This is a genomic window from Mesorhizobium sp. USDA 4775, from assembly GCF_054062655.1.
Genome location: NZ_JBSSFM010000001.1, coordinates 3,005,782 through 3,024,974 on the forward strand (window position 1 = coordinate 3,005,782; position 19,193 = coordinate 3,024,974).

Consider the following 19,193-nt stretch of genomic DNA (forward strand, 5'->3'; position numbering starts at 1 on the left):
CTCGGGCGGCACCAGCCTGGCCGTCGGCTTACTTCGACGCAGCGATCGCGCAGCCGCCGCTTGCGGTCTTGACCTTCCATTTGGCGAAGCCGCTCTGACAGGCGCGCAACGCCGTTTCCTCCGCGGCCTTCTGCGAAGGTGCGTTCAGCTTCACGCTGCAGAAAATGTGGAGATCGACGACGCGCGAATAGAACGTCGTGGCGTAGGCTGAATGGCCGCTGGCCGCGATATAGGCGAGGTAGGATTTGTAGCAGGCTTCCTTCGGATCGAGTGACAAGGTCGGGGAAAACCGCTTGTCGCCCATCTTGCCCGCCAGCGATTCCGCCGAACCGGCGCCATGTGTTGCGAATATGAGCAAACTTGCAAGTATCGAGGCAGCCATCCCCCGGCAATATTTCAGTTCCATTTCCACCCTGTCCCCGTTGCATTGCGCGGGACAAGCAGTAGCGAATATTTTTCCTCGCCGCCAGTTCGTTGCCGGGGGTTCGAGCTTGCATGTGTTGGTGAATCGGTTGGTCCATACAGTTCAACCCTTCCGGAGCGCAGCAACGGCTTGCCAGTATAGTTCCGCCATGTGCTCGTCGAAGCAGCAGAAGATGACAGCTTCAGGCACGGTTTTCTCTTCCATGACCATGGTGACCGTGCCGACAGCGATCTCGGCCGCCTCATCTTTCGGGTAGTGGTAAACACCGGTCGAGATCGCCGGAAACGCCACCGTTCGGCAATCATTGGCGGCCGCGAGTTCCAGCGACCTGCGATAGCAGGAGGCCAGCAGTTCGGCTTCGCTCCTGCCGCCGCCCTGCCAGACCGGCCCGACGGTGTGGATGATATGTCGAGCCGGCAGCTTGTAACCCTTGGTGATCTTGGCGTCGCCTACCTTGCATCCGTTCAACATCCGGCATTCGAACTCGAGCTCGCGGCCGGCGGCGCGATGGATGGCGCCATCGACCCCGCCACCGCCGAGAAGCGAGGTGTTGGCGGCATTGACGATGGCGTCGACATCCAGCTTCGTGATGTCGCCGGTGTGGATGCGAATCCTGTCCAGCGCCTTGCTCATCTCACATCCTGAACACGCCGAACCGCGTGTCCTCGATCTCGGCGTTGAGTGCGGCCGAAAGGCTGAGTGCCAGCACCTCGCGTGTCTTCGCCGGGTCGATGATGCCGTCGTCCCAGAGGCGGGCGGACGAGTAGAGCGGACAGCCCTCATGCTCGTATTTCATCAGGATAGGCTTCTTGAATTTCGCCTCCTCTTCGGCGCTCCACTCGCCGCCCTTGCGCTCGATGCCTTCGCGCTTGACCATGGCGAGCACGGTTGCCGCCTGTTCGCCGCCCATCACTGAGATGCGGGCGTTCGGCCACATCCACAGGAAGCGTGGGGAATAGGCGCGGCCACACATGCCGTAATTGCCGGCGCCGAACGAACCGCCGATGATGACGGTCACCTTTGGCACCCTGGCGGTGGCAACCGCCATCACCAGCTTGGCGCCATCCTTGGCAATACCGCCGGCCTCGTATTTCCGGCCGACCATGAAGCCGGTGATGTTCTGCAGAAAGACCAGCGGGATCCCGCGCTGGCAGCACAACTCGATGAAATGCGCGCCCTTCAGCGCGCTTTCGGAAAACAGCACGCCATTGTTGGCGATGATGCCGACCGGCATGCCGTGGAGATGGGCAAAACCGGTGATCAGCGTCGTGCCGTAGTTCTGCTTGAACTCGTCGAACTCGGAGCCGTCGACAAGACGCGCGATCACCTCGCGCACGTCATAGGGCTGGCGCAGATCGGTCGGCACGACGCCGTAGAGTTCATCCGCCGGATGAAGCGGTGGAATCGATCTCTGTAAGTTCAGGCTTACGGTCTTGTTCCGATTCAGGTTTTTGACGATGCGCCGGCAGATGGCGAGCGCATGTTCGTCGTCCATCGCATAATGATCGGCAACGCCGGAAAGCCGCGTATGCACATCCGCGCCCCCCAGATCCTCGGCGCTGACATCCTCGCCGGTGGCCGCCTTCACCAGCGGCGGGCCGCCGAGAAAAATGGTCGCCTGGTTGCGCACCATGATCGTCTCGTCCGACATCGCCGGCACATAGGCGCCGCCTGCGGTACAGGACCCCATGACGCAGGCGATCTGCGGGATGCCGGCAGCCGACATGTTGGCCTGGTTGTAGAAGATGCGGCCGAAATGCTCGCGGTCGGGAAAGACCTCGTCCTGGTTGGGCAGATTGGCGCCGCCGCTGTCGACCAGATAGATGCAGGGCAGATTGTTCTGCAGCGCGATCTCCTGCGCGCGAAGATGCTTTTTCACCGTCAGCGGATAGTAGGTGCCGCCCTTCACCGTGGCATCGTTGACGACGACCATCACCTCGGCGCCCTCGACCCGGCCGACGCCGGCGATCATGCCGGCCGAGGAAATCTCCTCGCCATACATTGACCACGCTGCGAACTGGCCGATCTCGAGGAAGGGCGAGCCGGTGTCGAGCAATTGTGCCAGGCGCTCGCGTGGCAGCAGCTTGCCGCGTGAAATATGGCGCTCGCGCGCCTCTTCGGAGCCGCCGCGCTCGACGGTCGCGGCCTTGTCGGCGATGTCGGCGACCAGCGCGCGCATGCGTTCGGCATTGGCGCGAAAGGTGTCGGAGGAAGGCGATATCTGGGTTTGCAGGACGGCCATGCTCACACCCCCTCCGCCATGATCTCGCGACCGATCAGCCAGCGCCGGATTTCGCTGGTGCCGGCGCCGATCTCGTAGAGTTTGGCGTCGCGCAGCAGCCGGCCGGTCGGATAGTCGTTGATATAGCCGTTGCCGCCCAGCAGCTGGATGGCGTCGAGCGCCATCTGCGTCGCCTTTTCGGCCGCGAACAAAACGCAGCCGGCGGCGTCCTTGCGGGTGGTCTGGCCGCGATCGCAGGCGGCCGCGACGGCATAGACGTAAGCGCGCGCGGCGTTCATCACCGTGTACATGTCGGCGAGCTTGCCTTGCACCAGCTGGAACTCGCCGATCGGTTGGCCGAACTGCTTGCGTTCGTGCACATAGGGGATCGCCACGTCGAGACAGGCTGCCATCAGGCCGATCGGGCCGCCGGCAAGCACGGTGCGTTCATAGTCGAGGCCCGACATCAGCACCTCGACGCCGCGTCCTTCCTCATGCAGCACATTGTCGAATGGCACCTCGACATTCTCGAACACCAGCTCCCCGGTATTGGAGCCGCGCATGCCGAGCTTGTCGAGTTTCTGCGCCACGGAAAACCCGGCAAAAGCCTTTTCGACGATGAAGGCGGTGATGCCGCGCGATTTCCGCTCAGGATCGGTCTTGGCATAGACGACCAGCGTGTCGGCGTCCGGGCCGTTGGTGATCCACATCTTGGTACCGTTGAGCACATAGCGGTCATTGCGCTTCTCGGCGCGCAGCTTGAGCGAGACGACGTCGGAGCCGGCGCCGGATTCAGACATCGCCAGCGCGCCGACGCGCTCGCCCGAACACAGCGGCGGCAGGAACTTTTCCTTCTGCACCGGCGTCGCCCAGCGGTTGATCTGGTTGACGCAGAGATTGGAGTGGGCGCCGTAGGAAAGACCGACCGAAGCCGAGGCGCGGGAGATTTCTTCCACCGCAATCACATGGGCGAGATACCCCATGCCGCTGCCGCCGAAATCGGGGTCGGCGGTGATGCCGAGCAGGCCGAGGTCGCCGAGCTCGCGCCACAGATGCACCGGAAATTCGTTCTGGCGGTCGATATCGCCGGCGATCGGCGCTATCCTGTCCTGGGCAAAACGGCGTACCAGGTCGCGCAGCGCCTCGATATCCTCGTCATGCCCGAAGCTGAGCGTGTTCGTGTACATGCCGTTCCTCCTGCCGCATGACCCCGAAAATCGACTTCGATTTTCGGAAAGGATCATGCGCAAATTCAAGTGCTACTGCGTCCTTTGCCCGTCCAAGGGACGTGCGGCGCTGTAGGTGTCCATCCTCGCGCCAACCAGGCGCATTGTCATTGAAAGATATGTCGCCGTTACTTCAGTGACCGACAGCCGCTCGCCTGGGCGAAACCAGACGATGACGCCGGTCATCATCTGGATCAGCGCCATGGCCGTCAGGCCGGTGTCCTCGATGCTGAAGTCGCCCGCCTCGGCGCCTTCGCGCAGGATGGTGCGCAGTTCCTTTTCGTAGGCTGTGCGCTGCTTGAGGATCTGTGTCAGCCTGTCGGGCGACAGGCTGCGCAGTTCCATGTTCGACACATGCGTGGCATGCCGGCGCCCGATGTGGAAAGCGATGTGGTTGCGCACATAGGCCGCAAGCTGCTCCGCCGGATCCGCATCGAATGGCCTCGCGCGTTCCCAGGCCTCCCGAAGCCCCTCCATGTGCTCGCGCATCAGCGTGAACAGCAGGTCTTCCTTGGTCGGAAAGTAGCGATAGAGCGCGGCCGCCTGCACGCCGACCTCGGCCGCCAGCTGGCGCATCGACATCGCCTCGTAGCCGTAGCGTGCGATCAGGTTGACCGCCGCTTCGCGGACTGCCGCCTCGGTTCGCTCGCCGTCCGATCCCGTGGTGCGCGCCATGATCGCCTCGTTAATCCGACGATAATAAAACGAACGTTCAATTAATTCAAGAGTGCAAGGCTAGTCAAGTGATGCGCATGCGCCTATGCGACGATCCTGAAATCTCCAGGCGCGGTCCAGGTCTCGATCTCCTCGACATCGACCCGCGAGACTGAAGCGCCCGCCGGGCCCTGGCGAAGTCGTTCGATCATGGACGAAACCGCCATGTCGGCGCCGGCAAGCCAGGCCGTTACCGAGCCATCTCTTTCGTTGCGCACCCAGCCCACCAGCCCAAGCCTTGCCGCTTCGCCTCTCGCCCAGATCCTATAGCCGACGCCTTGCACCCTGCCGTGTACGCGGGCCTGCACGGCCCTTTTCTGATCGTTCATCGTGCGCTCCCTTCCTTAGAGTCTGGCGCAGGATCGAGCGAAGGCAACTGGCTTGAAGGGGACTATCGAACAGAAGCCCGAGGCTTGCTCGCAAGGTGGATGACTCCATCCAATAAATAGTTGACTTGGTCAACTTTTACGCAATGATCCACCGAAGTGGAATCTCAGGGAAGGCGCATGACATGCCAGCCGATCGCAGTGCCTTGGTCCGCGATCTCAGATGCTTCAACCGGTTTTATACCGGCCTGATCGGGCTGCTCGACGAAACCTTGACGCACAGCGCCTTTACGCTGACCGAGGCGCGGGTGCTGTTCGAACTGGGTCGTCGACTCGGCAGCATTGCAGCCAATTCCGGCGGCAAGGCAGGCTTTCTGGCACGGGTGCTTCAAATCGACTTCGAACCAGCAGCGTCCGACATTGCCAGGGACCTCCAGCTGGATCCGGCCTATGTCACGAGAATCCTTCGAAAATTCTCTGCCGCCGGCCTCACCGAAACGCGTGCCGGCCCCGATGCTCTGCGCCGGCGCGTCCTCTCGCTCACCATACGCGGCCAGGCCGCGCTCGCCGAACTTCAGTCGGCCGCGGATCGCGATCTCACCCGCCTGACCGTGGACCTGGGCGACGAGGAAGCCGCCGAGTTGTCGGATATATTGGCACGCGTCAGGCATCTGCTAAGCGCAGCGCCAGCATCCGAACGCCGCGAAAGCGCCTAGTTCCCCCGCGCTGCCGCCAGCGCGCCCGGCAATTCCTCGGCAAAGATATCCAGTTCGTGGTCGAGGCCGACGCTGACGCGAATGCAGCGGTCTAGTCCTGGCGCCATCGGCTTGCGGATGAACACATCACGTGACAGCAGACCTTGCAGCACCTTCAGCGCGAAGGGGCCGTCATGACCGCAATCGATGGTGACGAAATTGGTCGCCGAGGCCAGCGGCTTCAACCCGTTCTGCTCGGCGATCGCCGCGATGCGCCGGCGCCCGGCAGCCACGCGCGCCACTACCGTCTCGAGATAGGCCTGGTCGGCGAGCGCTTCGACGCCGGCGATCTGCGCCATGCGGCTGACGCCATAGTGGTTGCGGATCTTCTCGAAGTCGCGGATCACCTGGGTCTCTGCAATCGCATAGCCGCAGCGTATCCCGGCAAGCCCATAAGCCTTTGAAAAGGTTCGCATGCGGATGACATTCGGTCGCGAGATATCGATCGGCGGCAGGGCCGAGGCGGGCCCCAATTCGCCATAGGCCTCGTCGAGCACCAGCATGGTGGTCTCCGGCAGCGCCTCGATGAAGCGGATCACCTCGTCCGCTTCCCACCAACTGCCCATCGGATTGTCCGGGTTGGACAGATAGACCAGCGGAGCCTTCTCCTTGACGACCGCCGTGAGCAGACCGTTCAGACTTTCGCGGTCGTTCTCGTAAGGGACTGTCACCAGCCGCCCACCGACGCCGGCAATATGGAAGTTGAAGGTCGGATAGGCGCCGAGCGAGGTGACCACGGCATCGCCAGGTGCCACATACATGCGCGCCACAAGACTGAGCAGGCCGTCTATGCCTTCGCCGACAACGACGTTCTCGACCGCTACGTCGTGATGCGCGGCAGCCGCGACCTTCAGCTCGTAATTGTCGGGATCGCAATACATCCACTGGTCGCGCGCGACGCGCTCTATGCGGGCGATGACGCGTGGCGACGGGCCAAAACTGCTCTCATTGGCGCCGATGCGGGCACGAAAAGCCCGCCCGCGCTCACGCTCCTGCGCTTCCGGGCCGACAAAAGGCACGGTCGAGGGAAGTGCTGCGATAAGCGGCGAAAGGGGAGGGCGCAAACGCATGGTTGAAGCTCGCTTGGAAAAAGGGACTTCTTGCTAGCGTGGCCGGCATAACCGTGCAAGCACCCTGCGGTTTCCAGCCGTAGCGCTGGATTCCGTCACCCCTTTTTGCTAGCGAAGGACGATGAACAATCGTCTGCCGCCCGCCTGGTCCAGGCATCTGAAAACTCCGTCCGGACCGAAAAACCCGCAGCCGAAAATCGCCCAACTGAAAGCAAGCTCGCGATCCCAAGCGCAGGCCGATGACGCACTGCTCAGGCAGGCTGTCGAACTTCATCGGGCAAATCGGTTGCTGGATGCGGAGGCACTTTGTCAGCGCGTATTGGCTCATAACCCGAGGCATCCTCTCGCTTTGTATCTATTGGGAACCTTTGCGCTCGGCCTGGACGACGAGATGGCCATTCGATGCTTTGAGCGAGCGGCAAAAGAGGTACCTCAAAATCCGCACTACCATCTGACACTGGGTGAGACCTATTTGAAGGTCGGTGAGCATGTGCATGCGATCAGGCATTTTGAACGTGCTTGCGAGCTGAAAGCCGACTGGGTTGAGGCGCTTTGCGCGCTGGGTCGCGCCTACACCGAATTCGGCAAGGCCGACATGGCGGTGCCGCTTTATGAGAAGGCGCTGAGAATCAATGGCGGCCATTCTCTTGTCCGAATGGGGCTGGCCAATGCGCTAGTAAGCCTCGGCCGTATGGACGATGCGACAGGTTACATGAACGAGGCGATCAGCCATCGCCAGGATGTCGCCGCTGCCTACAACGGCTTGGTTAGCATCCGAAAATTCACGGAAGAGCCGGCGGAATTCAGATCCATTCTGGCTGAGCTGAAAAATCCGGCGCTTGATGCGAAAAGCATTCAGCAGCTCCACTATGCGGCGGGGAAGGTGCTCAACGACCTCAGGCGCTATGACGAGGCGATGGACCACTTCAGGCAGGCAAAACGCTCGGCCCGTCGCTTTGACATGGAGGGTTACCGCCGCAGCGTCGATTTCATGATCGAACTGTTCAGCCCGCAGATGCTGGCCGCCAGGGCAGGATATGGCAGCTCTTCCGAAGTGCCTGTCTTCGTGCTTGGCATGCCGCGTTCGGGCACCACTTTGACCGAGCAGATCTGTGCCAGCCACCCCGATGCTTATGGCGCCGGCGAGCTGACAAAACTCCGGCGCATCACCAACAGGCTCGCGCCCAAGACACGTTCGCCGGAGGAGTTGCGCGGATCGATCCTCAATATGACTGTCGATCAGTCGAAGTCCCTGGCCGAAGAGTATCTCATTCACATCAGGCAAAAATCGCCGGAAGCCTCACGAATCGTCGACAAGTTGCCTCACAATTTCGAGCTAATCGGCCTCATAAGGCTCCTTTTTCCCAAGGCGCGCATCATTCACTGCCGCCGCGACGCCATCGACAATTGCCTCTCATGCTATTTCCTGAGTTTCAACGAGGACAATAGCTATGCCGCCGATCTGCACACGCTCGGCCTATACTATCGCGAGTACGACCGGCTTATGCGTCATTGGGATACGGTTTTCCCCGGGCAAATCCTACAGAACCGCTATGAGGACATGGTCTCCGACCAGGAAGGGCAATCGCGCCGCCTGATAGAGCATCTGGGCTTGCCCTGGGACGGCGCCTGCCTGCGATTCTTTGACAAACCAGGCTCGGTCAACACGTTCAGCCGCTGGCAGGTTCGGCAGCCGATCTACACCTCGTCCGTCAATCGCTGGAAGGCTTATGGAAGCGCAATCCAGCCGCTGGTCGATGCGTTGGGTGATCTGGCTGGGGTTTGATTGGGCACGAAAGCTCTTAGTGCTGTTGGACTGACAGGGACTCTCGTAGCGCGACCATGTGACGGAGATGGGCTGAGGCATCGAACGAAACTGTCAGAGCTGCGCCGGTTTCGTCCGCCCGCTCCGGCCGCTCGCGAACTTTCAAGACAGGCACTCAGCCTGGTGACAGTAAGGCTGCATTTTTGACGCGCCTGACAAAAAACCCGGCGGTTGCCCGCCGGGTTTCGATTTCGACAAGTCGAAATTGATTAGAAGTCGCGCTGGAAGCGGAGGATACCGCCGACATTGTTCTTCTTGGTCGCGCTGACCCAAACCGAGTTGTTGTCGATGGCGCCCTGGCCAACACGCTGCCAGTCGGCTTCGGCTGTGATCGTGAAGCCGGGAACGATGGTGTAGGCGACGTTCGCCGCGAGGCCGATATCTTTCCAGTCGTCATACGACGCCTGCAGGTTGAACGAGGTCTTCTCGTTGAACTTGTAGGTGCCACCGCCCCACACAGCCCAATTGCCACCCCACACCTTGTAGAAGCCGCGACCGAGCGCGTCGATGGCCCCAGGTTGAGTGATTGGGTTGTGGACTTCGTTCAGATTGCCGTCTGAGCCGTAGCCAACCATGGCGAACAGCGACAGTTCGTTGGATACGTTCACATCCAAGCGAACCTTGCCGGCCACTTCTTCATAATTGCTGTCATAAGCAACGACGCCGGTGATGGCACCCCAGCCCTGCGTCCACTTCAGGCCGCCCACGACATGCGGAACATAGCTGTCGATCGTGTCGAAGCCGGAACCTTCTTCGAGAGAGACCACGGCCGACAGGCCATTGCCGGCGTCGAAGTAGTACTGGATGACGTTGGTCTGGAAACCACCGTAGGGAACGATCGTATCGTTGATGACGTTGCCGGCGTAGCCGATGAACGTATCGAAGGCCGATTCGTCAGCGCCGACGCGCAGGCCGCCGAGCTGGATCCAGGCGAATTCAAGGGCGCTGCTCTTGTTACCAGCCCGCCAGCCGGCGGTGCCGGCGTTAGGGTTTGGCTCAGTTCCGCCTGCGAGGGTGGAGCTGCCATAGTCGCCGTAGTTGTTCCCGAAGTTCATGCGATACTCGGTGTAGGTCTTCAAGGTGCCGAGTTCGGTTTCCTGGCCAGTCCAGGTCTTCAGCGTGAAGCGAGTGTTCTTCCAGTAGGTCGAGTGGTCGCCATCGCCCTGGTGGTCCGAAACGTGGTTGACGCCATCGAACGAGCCGGCATCGCCCACGCCGATATCCTCACGGACATACCCGCCGATGCGCAGGCAGGTTTCGGTGCCGGGGATGTAGAAGTAGCCAGCGCCGTAGACGTCGCAAATCTTGACGTATTCAGCGGGTTCCGGCTCGGCGACGACGACGGCGTCGGCGGCGCGCGCACCGGAAACTGCGATCAGGGCCGCAGCGGAGCCGAGAAGAAGGCTCTTGATGTTCATTTTCTGACCTCCAGTCAGAATCGAGAGTAGAGGTCGGCGAAAAACGGGTAGAATGGCCGTTTTTCGTTTTATCTCAGATAGATAGCATCATGGGCCGTCGGCGGGACGCAGTTCGCCAAAATCGCTTGCTCGCAAAAGCCTTGGCTGATCCGGTCTTGAAATGCCGCTCCAGCTGCCGTGCATTGGCCTCCGCTTCGACCGCAATACACGCCTTCAAGACGACAGGCAGATGAGCCTTGGTCGACGTCACATGGCCTGGTTGATGTGATTCGAAGCACACAGCGCGAAGCAGGATGGCGGAGAGGATGGGATTCGAACCCACGAGAAGCTTTTGACCTCTACTCCCTTAGCAGGGGAGCGCCTTCGACCACTCGGCCACCTCTCCGTTGCGCCGCTGGATAAAGAAAAGCGTCGGCACAATCAACAAGCCCCAGCCATTATCTCGGAAAAAGAAACATAATATGGAAAAATAAGAAGCGCACCGAACCGCGCCTTTCCCGGTTTAGGCGGTTCTGCGGCAAATCTCCGGCTAATGACTCGAGGCCTTGCCTTGATTCCGTCAGTCGGTTGCCGGATTCGGCTGGAAACTGGCGGCTGCGACCGGCCTGATGGTTAACGAGAGCTTTCTGAGTGAGGCCAAATCGTGTCATTTGTGCAACAACGCTGGGGGATAGCAGCCGAACAGCCCTTTCGCCGGTACGATCGTTGTTGAACGCCGCCGCCTCATGGGTAATGTCGGGTTCGAAGGAGCGGCGCGGTGCGCATCTTTTTCGGTAGTGGGGATGGGGCAGGGAACGCTGTCCTTCAGCAAAGAATACCCAGACCCGTTTTTTAACTTTTGACTGGAGGTCAGAAAATGAACATCAAGAGCCTTCTTCTCGGCTCCGCTGCGGCCCTGATCGCAGTTTCCGGTGCGCGCGCCGCCGACGCCGTCGTCGTCGCCGAGCCGGAACCCGCTGAATACGTCAAGATTTGCGACGTCTACGGCGCTGGCTACTTCTACATCCCCGGCACCGAAACCTGCCTGCGCATCGGCGGCTACATCCGTTACGACATCGGCGTGGGCGATGCTGCTTCTTTTGACGGCGTGAACAATGTTCCCGACCATCTGGATGGCGGCACCAACGACACGTACTCCAAGAACGCCCGCTTCACGCTGAAGACCTGGACTGGCCAGGAAACCGAGCTCGGCACGTTGAAGACGTACACCGAGACCCGTTTCAACTTCGGCAACAGCGGCGGCGACTATGCTGACCAGACTGCGCCCTTCGCCACGGGGTACAATCCGAACGGCTGGCAGGCTGGCAACAAGCCGGTTTCGCTGAACTTCGCTTGGATCCAGCTCGGTGGCCTCCGCGTCGGTAAGGACGAATCGGCTTTCGACACGTTCATCGGCTACGCCGGCAACGTCATCCAGGATACGCTTGTCCCCTACGGCTCGTTCGACACCAACGTCGTTCAGTACTATTTCGACGCTGGCAACGGCTTCTCGGCCGTGGTCTCGCTCGAAGAAGGCGCCGGCGCCGACACGATTGACAGCTATGTTCCGCACGTCGTCGGTGGCGTGAAGTGGACGCAGGGCTGGGGTGCGATCACCGCAGTTGCTGCTTACGACAGCAACTACGAAGCATGGGCCGGCAAGGCTCGCTTGGACGTGAACGCCACCAACGAACTGTCGCTGTTCTTGATGGCTGGCTTCGGAAATAAGAACGACGTCACGGATCCGAACACGGGCCACAACTTCTTCAAGCTGTGGGACGGCAGCTGGGCAGTCTGGGGCGGCGGTAGCTACAAGTTCAACGAGAAGACCTCGTTCAACGTGCAGGCTTCGTATGACGATGGCAAGAAGTTCGGCCTGGCGGCCAACATTGCCTATGACATCGTCCCCGGCTTCACGATCACTGGCGAAGTTGACTACATCAACGCTTCTGCCAGCGACTATCACTCCAGCTTCGACGGGATCGGCGGTATCCTCCGCTTCCAGCGCTCGTTCTAAGGGCTGGTTCCTTACAGGTGAAATCCAGCCCGGGCGCACAAACGCCCGGGCTGTTTTTGTTTCGTGACTGGGTCAACGCAAACGAAGGAAGAGGGGGAATCGGTAGCTGAACAAGTCCGCAGAGTGATTTCGTGGGATTCGCAGATGGGCGGATGAGATCACAACCGCGTGATTAAATCTCTTGAAAGGACGCTTCCAAGCGGATAGGGCTGATCTATCCACTCGGGGGTGAGACGAATTATGACCAACGAAGCGATTCAAGAGGGTAGCCCCCCGGATCCGTTTTCGATGTTTTCTTCTCAGAATTCAAAGATTAAGTACACTTACAACAAGATAAGAGAAGTAAAGTCGTACCGAGTCGGAGAGCTTTTTTCAGCCTATCGAGACATACTGTGGGATGATGGGCGGCATAAATACAATGTCAGCTCTTTCATCGGCGAGATAGACGAGATCCTCCTTGGGGAGCGTTTCAGCGCCTTTGACCAGAGTACCCTTGACAACCTTATCGGCACATTGCGCCAGCGCGGCAACAGCAACGCAACCATCAATCGAAAGATGGCTGCCCTCAGCAAACTGCTGCGCAAGGCTTACAAGATGGGAGATATCCACAGCCTGCCCGAGTTCCGCCGCCAGAAGGAGCGGGCGGGACGGATTCGCTTCCTCGAGAGGGAGGAAGAGGCAAGGCTGTTCGCTGCCATCAGAAGCCGCAGCGAGGATGCCTACAGGCTTTCCGTCTTCCTGGTCGACACTGGATGCCGTCTTGGCGAAGCGCTCGGACTGATTTGGAACGACATCCAGGAACATCGCGTCTCCTTCTGGATCACCAAATCCGGCCGCAGCCGCACCATTCCGATGACCGAACGGGTCAAGGAAGTGATCAAGCTGCCTCCGACCGAGGGCCGTCGGCCCAAAGGTCCGTTCACCAAGCTTAGCCAGGCGCAATATCGTGCTATCTGGAACGAGGCTAAGGCTGAAGTCGGTCTTGGTGCCGACGATCAGGTCGTGCCGCATATCCTGCGCCACACCTGTGCTTCGCGTCTTGTCCAGGGCGGCATAGACATCAGGCGCGTGCAGATGTGGCTCGGCCATCAGACCTTGTCGATGACCATGCGCTACGCGCATCTGGCCACCAATGATCTCGACGGCTGCGTTGTGGTGCTCGAAACGCCGCGAAGCGAAGAGTCGGCGCGCGACGCCGAAAGCTCTGTGTTCTCGTCACCATTGACCGCGGCTTCCGCGCCAAAGCGGGGCAAGACGAGCGAGGCGGGCGCAGCGAAGCCAGCCAAAGCGTCCGGGAAAAGCTCGAAGGTCAAATAGTTCCCCAAACAGTTCCTAAGGCCTGCATATACTGTCATGGCGGCCCCAGGACCAGGTCTGGTCTTGGGGTCTACTTCGTTTGACGCCCGCGCTCAGCCCGATCAAGGAAGGTCGCTATATCGCTGGGGAGGCTGCCGGTTTCAAGGAACGGCGCGTGGCCCTGGCCGTCGATCGTCATCGCTTCCATCATCGGATGACGCTTTCGCATCCCCTCGAGCGTTTCAGCCGACAGCAATTTCGAATTGGCGCCACGTATGGCGAGCAGGGGAATGGCGGCCAACGCCTCGAACTGCGGCCACAGCGCCGGCAATGGCTGTGACAGGTCGAGATTGGCGACCGTATCGACCAGTTTCGGATCAAAATCCGGCAACAGCCCTTGAGCCGTCTCGCGGTAGAGCGCTCCCACCATCCGCCTCCAGTCGGCGTCGCTGAGCTTGGAAAAATCCTTGCCGTGAACGCTGCGCTGGGCATCCATCGCCTCGGGGAAGGTTTTCGGCCTCGGTGCGCGTTCGAGATAGGACTGGATATGGGCGAGGCCGGCCGGCTCGATCACCGGCCCGATGTCGTTGAGAACAATGGCTTTCAGCACGGCCGGCCGCAGCGCGCCAAGCACATGGATGATCAGTCCGCCGCGGGAGGTGCCGATGAAAGCGGCCTCCTCGATGCCAAGCGCGGCCAGCCCGGCAAGGATGTCGCTGGCCTCGACGCCGACATTGTAGTGGCTGACATCGGGATCGTAGGCCGACTGTCCGCGTCCGCGATAGTCGAACGCAACCACTTGGCGCGGTACTGGCGATCGCATCGAAAGATAAAGTGCCAGCTCATGAAAATCCCGTGCGTTGCGGGTCAAGCCAGGCAGGCAGATGACCGGCAAATGTCCGGACTTCGCTTCGCCATAGACGCGGGCATGAAGTCTCAGCCCGTCAGGCGCGGCGTAGAAGAAGTCGCCAAATTCTTCGGTGCTCGACATCTGAAAAAGACTCCCAGGCCGGATTGTTTTCGACTGCTACAGACGAGTGCAGGATCGGTCAAATGAAGGCCTTTCCTTCTCCCCTTGTCAGGTGGGAGGGGGGCGCGTAGCCGACGAAAAGCCAATTCGTTGGCTTTTCGAGCTTCGAACTGTGAATACCCGATTCGCCGTCGGGCGGATCGGCCACCATCCGGCCCTTCGCAGACTCCCAGCCTTCGGGCGTTGAACCCCTTCAAAAGGTCCACTGGATTTCCCCGCTGCTTGTTGCGTCCCGGCGTTCGCTGGTCTCTCATCGTGCCACCGGCGCGATGAATTCGCTTACGCGAGCCGGCTGCTCACCCCACAAGCGGAGAGGCACCGAGAAGCCTCAACTCCGCCCGTTCACGAGGTCGCCGACGATGTCGTATTTGCCGGAAATACGCATCTTGTAGACTTCGTAATTCTCCATCACGCGCTGCACGTAACTTCTTGTTTCCGTGTAGGGAATCCGCTCGATCCAGTCCACCACCGCATCGATGTCCTTGCCGCGCGGGTCGCCGTACTTCGCCACCCACTGGCTGGCCCGGTTGGGGCCGGCATTGTAGCCGGCGAAGGCCAGCACGTAGGAGCCGTTGAAGCGATCGAGCTGCTCGCCGAGGAAGGCCGAGCCGAGTGTGGCGTTGTAGCCGGCGTCGGTGGTCAGCCGCGCCTGCGAAAACTGCAATCCGGCCTTCTTCGCCAGTTGCTTGGCGGTTCCCGGCATCAGCTGCAGCAGCCCGCGCGCGCCGGCGCTGGATACGGCACCGATGTTGAATTCGCTCTCCTGGCGGGCAATCGCATAGGCCAGCGCCTTGCCCGAACCGGAAATATTGGCCGAATCAGGAATGACGCCGAGCGGATGCGACAACGCGCCGACATCGATGCCGCGCGCGCCGGCGATCTTGCCGACCTTCAGCGCCATGAAATGGTTGCCCTGCTTCTCGGCAAGGACAGCAAGCAGCGCCAGTTCGCCCGGGCTGGTCAATTGGCCGGCAAGGTCGCGATAGAGTGTTTCGGCATAGCGATCATAGCCTGCCTCCTGCAGCCGCTTGATCGCGCTGACCGCCTCGCGGCCGGCAAAATTCTGCCGGTCGGCGGCACTGGGCGTGGGATAGACGATGTTGAGCGCCTGCCGGCCGACACGTTCGGCGGCAAGCTGCCCGTAAAAGGTCGTGCCGTAGTTGGCGGCGCGCCCAAAATAGTCCTTGGCGTTGCCGGGACCGCCGACTTCCGCGGCACGGCCGAGCCAGTAATAGGCGCGCGACAGGGTCATCGGCCCTTGGGCAAGGTCGGCGATGCGCGAAAAATGCGTCGCGGCAAGCTTGGGGTCGTTGAGGCCACGCAGCGCATACCAGCCGGCGTGAAACTCGGCCTCGGCCGCATTGGCTGCACTTTCAGCGGCATGCGTGGCGACAATCTTGTACGCTGTCTTCATGTCGCCCTGGTCGACCAGTTCGCGCGACAGCACCCGGCGCTCGACCCACCAAGCGTCCGGGTCGACCAGAGCCTCGCGGTCCGTCGGCGCCTTCATCACCACGGCGGCGGCGCCGGCAAAATCCTCCTGCTTGCGCAGATATTCGGCCTGCGCGAAGAAATAGCCGGCAGAACGCTGGGATGCCGGGACGGCCGTCAGCAGTTTCAACGCATTCTTGTCGCCTCTGTCGGCCGCGGCCCAGGCCTCGGCAAACTGCTGGGCGCCGGCAAGACCGGCAATGCGCAGCGCGGAATTCACCCGGTCGGCATAGAACATACGGTCCATGCGAAAACGGTGGTCGGCGGCAGGGATCAGACTGCCGAATTCCTTGATCAGCGCCGTCTCGTCCTTGGCTTCCAGGACCGTGGTGCGCCAGAACGGCGACAGCACCGAGCGCGCAGCCTTGACATTGCCCGTCGCCACATAGGCGCGGGCGAGAACAATGACGCCCTCGAATGTTTGCGGCTGGCTGCCATCGAACGCCGCAATGACGATGTCGGGAGCGGGGTTTTCTCGATAGAGCGCCCGCTCGCTGTTCTTGCGCAAGGCAATGGTGCCCGGCCAGTTGGGCAGCATCTTCGCGGCGGCGGCGATGTCGCCGCTCGGAACCTTGTCGCCACCGTAAAGTGCGATCGCCCAGGCCAGAATGTGCTGGTCGAGCGATTGGGCGGGAAGCGCATCGCGCACAGCGCGAGCGCCGGGGATATCGCCGGCGGCCAGTGCGTCGAGCCCAGTTTTCAACGGGGCGACGCTGGGTGAGGGGGCCTGCTGCGCACTGTCCTGCGGGCTCGGCATCGGGATCGCCGAGGTGACCCGCGCATCCACGCTGCCGCTGATCGCCACGCCGGGCATCAGCGCGGCGATGGCGCCTAGCAGTGCGAAGAGGTGAGGCCGACGGGTCGGCATGGTCTCGTGTCTTTCCTTATCCCAGCATTCTACCAGCAGGCGAAGATGCCTCGAAGCCTAAACTTAGGTCGTGAAGGGCTCGTAAACAAAGAGTTATCGAGGCCGTTCGAATTGCGCTTGCTGGCACCATGGCGATGCTTGCCGCGCAACCATGTCGAGACTATGGTGCGCCGCCTCGCTTTCGGTTAGAAGGCGCGCACGATAAACTGATCGACAAAACACCGATGCATGTCGCCCAAAAGTGGATACCGGTTTTGGGACAACGACATGCATAAACAAACAAGTCCCAAGGAGTTGGACGACATGCTGAGAGGCTCGCTTACTGCGCTCGTGACACCGTTCGAAAAGAGCGGGCGTTTCGACGAGAAAGCCTTTCGCGCCTTTGTCGAATGGCAGCTCGGGGAAGGCACGACAGGCTTGGTTCCGGTTGGCACCACCGGCGAGTCGCCGACGCTGTCGCATGACGAGCATCGCCATGTCGTCAAGGTCTGCATCGAGGTGGCCAAGGGCCGCGCTCCGGTCGTCGCCGGCGCCGGTTCCAACAACACGGCGGAAGCCGTCGGCCTCGTGCAATATGCCGAAAAGGTTGGCGCCGACGCTGCGCTCGTCGTCACGCCCTACTACAACAAGCCGACGCAGCGCGGCCTCTACGAGCATTTCGCCGCCGTCGCCAAGGCGACCAAGCTGCCGATCATCATCTACAATATCCCGCCGCGTTCGGTGATCGACATGATGCCGGAGACGATGGGCCGGCTGGCGCACGACTTCAAGAACATCGTCGGCGTCAAGGACGCGACCGGTAAGGTCGAGCGTGTGTCCGAGCAGCGGATGACCTGCGGCAAGGATTTCATCCAGCTTTCCGGCGAGGATGCCTCGGCGCTCGGCTTCAACGCTCATGGCGGTGTCGGCTGCATCTCGGTGACCTCGAACGTCGCACCGCGGCTGTGCGCCGAATTCCAGGAGGCGACGCTCTCCGGCGACAGCGCGAAGGCGCTTGAGCTGCAGGACCGTCTCCTGCCCCTGCACAAGGCGATCTTCCTGGAGCCCGGCGTGTCCGGCGCCAAATACGCGCTGTCGAAGCTGGGCAAGGTCGAGAATGTGCTGCGCTCGCCACTGGTCACGGTCGAGGAGTCGACCGCGGCGAAGATCGATGCGGCCATGAAGCACGCCGGCTTGATTAATTGAGGATGAGGCGCCACCTCTCCACATCATGAATCAAGTCAGAAAAGCCGATCCCAACAACAAGACCGTTGCGGAAAACCGCAAGGCGCGGTTTTCCTATGAGGTGCTCGACACGATCGAGGCCGGCTTGGTGCTGACCGGCACCGAGGTCAAGTCGCTGCGCCAGGGCCAGGCCAATATCCAGGACAGCTATGCCTCGGTCGAAGGCGGCGAGATCTGGCTGATCAATTCCTATCTGCCCGAATATCTGCAGGCCAACCGCTTCAACCACGAGCCCAGGCGGCGGCGCAAACTCCTGCTCAACAAGCGCGAGATGGCCAAGCTGTCGCAGAGCGTCGACCGTGAAGGCATGACGCTGGTGCCGCTGAAAATCTATTTCAACGATCAGGGCCGCGCCAAGCTGCTGCTCGCCGTCGGCCGCGGCAAGAAACTGCACGACAAGCGCGAGACCGAGAAACAGCGCGACTGGTCGCGCGAGAAGGGCCGGCTCTTGAAGGAGCGTGGGTGAGAGACATCAGGCGGTAGCCCTCGAAAAGCCAGGTTGGCTTCCAAATTTCGGGCAGGCGCAACCGGCAGGTACCAGGGGGGATCGCTTTGAAGAACCGGATCATCCTCTGGGGATCGATGAGCCTGGTTTTTGCAGCGATGGCCGTGGCCGGCGGCTTCTTTTACTTCCACACCTATTCTCCCGACCGTAACAAATATCCGGTCAGGGGCATCGACGTCTCGCATCATCAAGGCCAGATCGACTGGCGGCGGGCTGCCGCCGACGATGTCGCCTTCGCCATCATCAAGGCGACCGAGGGGGGCGATCATGTCGATCGCGCTTTTGCCACCAATCTACGTGAGGCCCGTGCGGCCGGCATCGCCGTAGGCGCCTATCATTTCTTCACCTTCTGCCGGCCCGGCGCCGACCAGGCGAAGAATTTCATCTCGGTGGTACCGCACGATCAGCCCTTGCTGCCGCCGGTGGTCGATGTCGAGTTCGGCGGCAACTGTCCGCAGCGCCCATCGCCCGAACAGTTGAATGCCGAACTCCAGGCTTTCCTCGGACCTGTCGAGGCGGCGTTCGGCAAGACGGCGATCGTCTATCTGACCGATGAGGCTGAGGCTGCCTATGCCGGGCAGATCGCTGCTCGCCCGCTCTGGCTTCGCTCGCTGCTGGTGGAACCGGACCGCCACGACTGGGTCTATTGGCAGTACCACAACCGGGGCCGCGTGGATGGCATCGAGGGTGACGTCGACCTGAACGTTCTGCAGGGCGGGCCGGCCGTGCTGGCCGCGCTGTCCACAGCATCACCGGGATCGATCCTTCCGGAAGCTCCGCCATCCCCGTGAACTCATTCAGGGG

General features: G+C 61.2%; 17 protein-coding genes and 1 tRNA gene. 7 read left to right on the forward strand and 11 right to left on the reverse strand.

The genetic code is table 11. The features are described 5' to 3' along the window. Positions 1 to 28: 28 nt before the first annotated feature. From ACVILI_RS14320 to ACVILI_RS14345, 6 genes are all read right to left on the reverse strand, one after another. Complete coding sequence (locus ACVILI_RS14320) at positions 29 to 406, reverse strand: hypothetical protein (protein WP_038645617.1); 378 nt, start codon at positions 404 to 406, stop codon at positions 29 to 31. 120 nt (positions 407 to 526) lie between these two features. After that, positions 527 to 1,057, reverse strand: coding sequence for an O-acetyl-ADP-ribose deacetylase (locus ACVILI_RS14325; RefSeq protein ID WP_038645619.1), 531 nt, complete (start codon positions 1,055 to 1,057; stop codon positions 527 to 529). A 1-nt stretch (position 1,058) separates the two neighbouring features. Further along, on the reverse strand, positions 1,059 to 2,666 hold the full coding sequence (locus ACVILI_RS14330; protein ID WP_038645621.1) for a carboxyl transferase domain-containing protein: 1,608 nt from the start codon (positions 2,664 to 2,666) through the stop codon (positions 1,059 to 1,061). Positions 2,667 to 2,668: 2 nt separating this feature from the next. Then, a complete protein-coding gene (locus ACVILI_RS14335; protein ID WP_038645624.1) occupies positions 2,669 to 3,832 on the reverse strand; it encodes an isovaleryl-CoA dehydrogenase in 1,164 nt (387 codons plus the stop codon). 72 nt (positions 3,833 to 3,904) lie between these two features. Continuing rightward, complete coding sequence (locus tag ACVILI_RS14340; RefSeq protein WP_038645625.1) at positions 3,905 to 4,546, reverse strand: TetR/AcrR family transcriptional regulator; 642 nt, start codon at positions 4,544 to 4,546, stop codon at positions 3,905 to 3,907. A gap of 83 nt (positions 4,547 to 4,629) precedes the next feature. After that, a complete protein-coding gene (locus tag ACVILI_RS14345; protein ID WP_038645627.1) occupies positions 4,630 to 4,914 on the reverse strand; it encodes an acylphosphatase in 285 nt (94 codons plus the stop codon). 182 nt (positions 4,915 to 5,096) lie between these two features. Between ACVILI_RS14345 and ACVILI_RS14350 the strand changes: the two genes are divergently transcribed. Continuing rightward, positions 5,097 to 5,627: a MarR family winged helix-turn-helix transcriptional regulator gene (locus ACVILI_RS14350; RefSeq protein ID WP_038645629.1), complete on the forward strand. Its 531-nt coding sequence runs from the start codon at positions 5,097 to 5,099 to the stop codon at positions 5,625 to 5,627. On the opposite strand, the gene ACVILI_RS14355 is transcribed toward ACVILI_RS14350, so the two are convergent. Next, the gene (locus ACVILI_RS14355) at positions 5,624 to 6,736 is read right to left on the reverse strand and encodes a pyridoxal phosphate-dependent aminotransferase (RefSeq protein WP_038645631.1); all 1,113 of its coding nucleotides are present in this window, start codon (positions 6,734 to 6,736) and stop codon (positions 5,624 to 5,626) included. The two genes, ACVILI_RS14350 and ACVILI_RS14355, sit on opposite strands and share 4 nt — an antisense overlap. Positions 6,737 to 6,857: 121 nt before the next feature. On the opposite strand from ACVILI_RS14355, the gene ACVILI_RS14360 reads away from it, so the two are divergent. Beyond that, positions 6,858 to 8,522 carry a tetratricopeptide repeat-containing sulfotransferase family protein gene (locus ACVILI_RS14360; RefSeq protein ID WP_038645633.1) on the forward strand — a complete coding sequence of 555 codons (1,665 nt, stop codon included), beginning with the start codon at positions 6,858 to 6,860 and terminating at the stop codon, positions 8,520 to 8,522. 248 nt (positions 8,523 to 8,770) lie between these two features. Here the strand turns inward: ACVILI_RS14360 and ACVILI_RS14365 are convergent, their stop codons facing one another. Continuing rightward, complete coding sequence (locus ACVILI_RS14365) at positions 8,771 to 9,979, reverse strand: porin (RefSeq protein WP_019857181.1); 1,209 nt, start codon at positions 9,977 to 9,979, stop codon at positions 8,771 to 8,773. 294 nt (positions 9,980 to 10,273) lie between these two features. Continuing rightward, a tRNA-Ser gene (locus ACVILI_RS14370) sits at positions 10,274 to 10,364 on the reverse strand. A 471-nt stretch (positions 10,365 to 10,835) separates the two neighbouring features. On the opposite strand from ACVILI_RS14370, the gene ACVILI_RS14375 reads away from it, so the two are divergent. After that, on the forward strand, positions 10,836 to 11,975 hold the full coding sequence (locus ACVILI_RS14375) for a porin (protein WP_240564692.1): 1,140 nt from the start codon (positions 10,836 to 10,838) through the stop codon (positions 11,973 to 11,975). Between the two features lie 240 nt (positions 11,976 to 12,215). Beyond that, positions 12,216 to 13,292, forward strand: a complete 1,077-nt coding sequence (locus ACVILI_RS14380) for a tyrosine-type recombinase/integrase (RefSeq protein WP_276315230.1) — start codon at positions 12,216 to 12,218, stop codon at positions 13,290 to 13,292. 70 nt (positions 13,293 to 13,362) lie between these two features. Here the strand turns inward: ACVILI_RS14380 and ACVILI_RS14385 are convergent, their stop codons facing one another. Next, entirely contained in the window at positions 13,363 to 14,262 is a 900-nt protein-coding gene (locus tag ACVILI_RS14385; protein WP_038645635.1) for an alpha/beta fold hydrolase, read from the reverse strand. 367 nt (positions 14,263 to 14,629) lie between these two features. Continuing rightward, a complete protein-coding gene (locus tag ACVILI_RS14390; RefSeq protein WP_457102471.1) occupies positions 14,630 to 16,660 on the reverse strand; it encodes a lytic transglycosylase domain-containing protein in 2,031 nt (676 codons plus the stop codon). 303 nt (positions 16,661 to 16,963) lie between these two features. Between ACVILI_RS14390 and dapA the strand changes: the two genes are divergently transcribed. From dapA to ACVILI_RS14405, 3 genes are all read left to right on the forward strand, one after another. Continuing rightward, on the forward strand, positions 16,964 to 17,845 hold the full coding sequence (dapA, locus tag ACVILI_RS14395; protein ID WP_038652384.1) for a 4-hydroxy-tetrahydrodipicolinate synthase: 882 nt from the start codon (positions 16,964 to 16,966) through the stop codon (positions 17,843 to 17,845). Positions 17,846 to 17,870: 25 nt separating this feature from the next. Beyond that, positions 17,871 to 18,350 (forward strand): SsrA-binding protein SmpB, encoded by a 480-nt coding sequence (gene smpB / locus ACVILI_RS14400; RefSeq protein WP_006202221.1) that lies wholly within the window; start codon positions 17,871 to 17,873, stop codon positions 18,348 to 18,350. Between the two features lie 86 nt (positions 18,351 to 18,436). Further along, a complete protein-coding gene (locus ACVILI_RS14405; protein WP_069091767.1) occupies positions 18,437 to 19,180 on the forward strand; it encodes a glycoside hydrolase family 25 protein in 744 nt (247 codons plus the stop codon). The last annotated feature ends 13 nt before the right edge of the window (positions 19,181 to 19,193 follow it).

Bases quoted from the DNA above. Each gene is read 5' to 3' on its own strand.
- ACVILI_RS14320 (WP_038645617.1), bottom strand. From the start codon at position 406: ATGGAACTGAAATATTGCCGGGGGATGGCTGCCTCGATACTTGCAAGT.
- ACVILI_RS14325 (WP_038645619.1), bottom strand. From the start codon at position 1,057: ATGAGCAAGGCGCTGGACAGGATTCGCATCCACACCGGCGACATCACG.
- ACVILI_RS14330 (WP_038645621.1), bottom strand. From the start codon at position 2,666: ATGGCCGTCCTGCAAACCCAGATATCGCCTTCCTCCGACACCTTTCGC.
- ACVILI_RS14335 (WP_038645624.1), bottom strand. From the start codon at position 3,832: ATGTACACGAACACGCTCAGCTTCGGGCATGACGAGGATATCGAGGCG.
- ACVILI_RS14340 (WP_038645625.1), bottom strand. From the start codon at position 4,546: ATGGCGCGCACCACGGGATCGGACGGCGAGCGAACCGAGGCGGCAGTC.
- ACVILI_RS14345 (WP_038645627.1), bottom strand. From the start codon at position 4,914: ATGAACGATCAGAAAAGGGCCGTGCAGGCCCGCGTACACGGCAGGGTG.
- ACVILI_RS14350 (WP_038645629.1), top strand. From the start codon at position 5,097: ATGCCAGCCGATCGCAGTGCCTTGGTCCGCGATCTCAGATGCTTCAAC.
- ACVILI_RS14355 (WP_038645631.1), bottom strand. From the start codon at position 6,736: ATGCGTTTGCGCCCTCCCCTTTCGCCGCTTATCGCAGCACTTCCCTCG.
- ACVILI_RS14360 (WP_038645633.1), top strand. From the start codon at position 6,858: ATGAACAATCGTCTGCCGCCCGCCTGGTCCAGGCATCTGAAAACTCCG.
- ACVILI_RS14365 (WP_019857181.1), bottom strand. From the start codon at position 9,979: ATGAACATCAAGAGCCTTCTTCTCGGCTCCGCTGCGGCCCTGATCGCA.
- ACVILI_RS14375 (WP_240564692.1), top strand. From the start codon at position 10,836: ATGAACATCAAGAGCCTTCTTCTCGGCTCCGCTGCGGCCCTGATCGCA.
- ACVILI_RS14380 (WP_276315230.1), top strand. From the start codon at position 12,216: ATGACCAACGAAGCGATTCAAGAGGGTAGCCCCCCGGATCCGTTTTCG.
- ACVILI_RS14385 (WP_038645635.1), bottom strand. From the start codon at position 14,262: ATGTCGAGCACCGAAGAATTTGGCGACTTCTTCTACGCCGCGCCTGAC.
- ACVILI_RS14390 (WP_457102471.1), bottom strand. From the start codon at position 16,660: ATGCCGACCCGTCGGCCTCACCTCTTCGCACTGCTAGGCGCCATCGCC.
- dapA (WP_038652384.1), top strand. From the start codon at position 16,964: ATGCTGAGAGGCTCGCTTACTGCGCTCGTGACACCGTTCGAAAAGAGC.
- smpB (WP_006202221.1), top strand. From the start codon at position 17,871: ATGAATCAAGTCAGAAAAGCCGATCCCAACAACAAGACCGTTGCGGAA.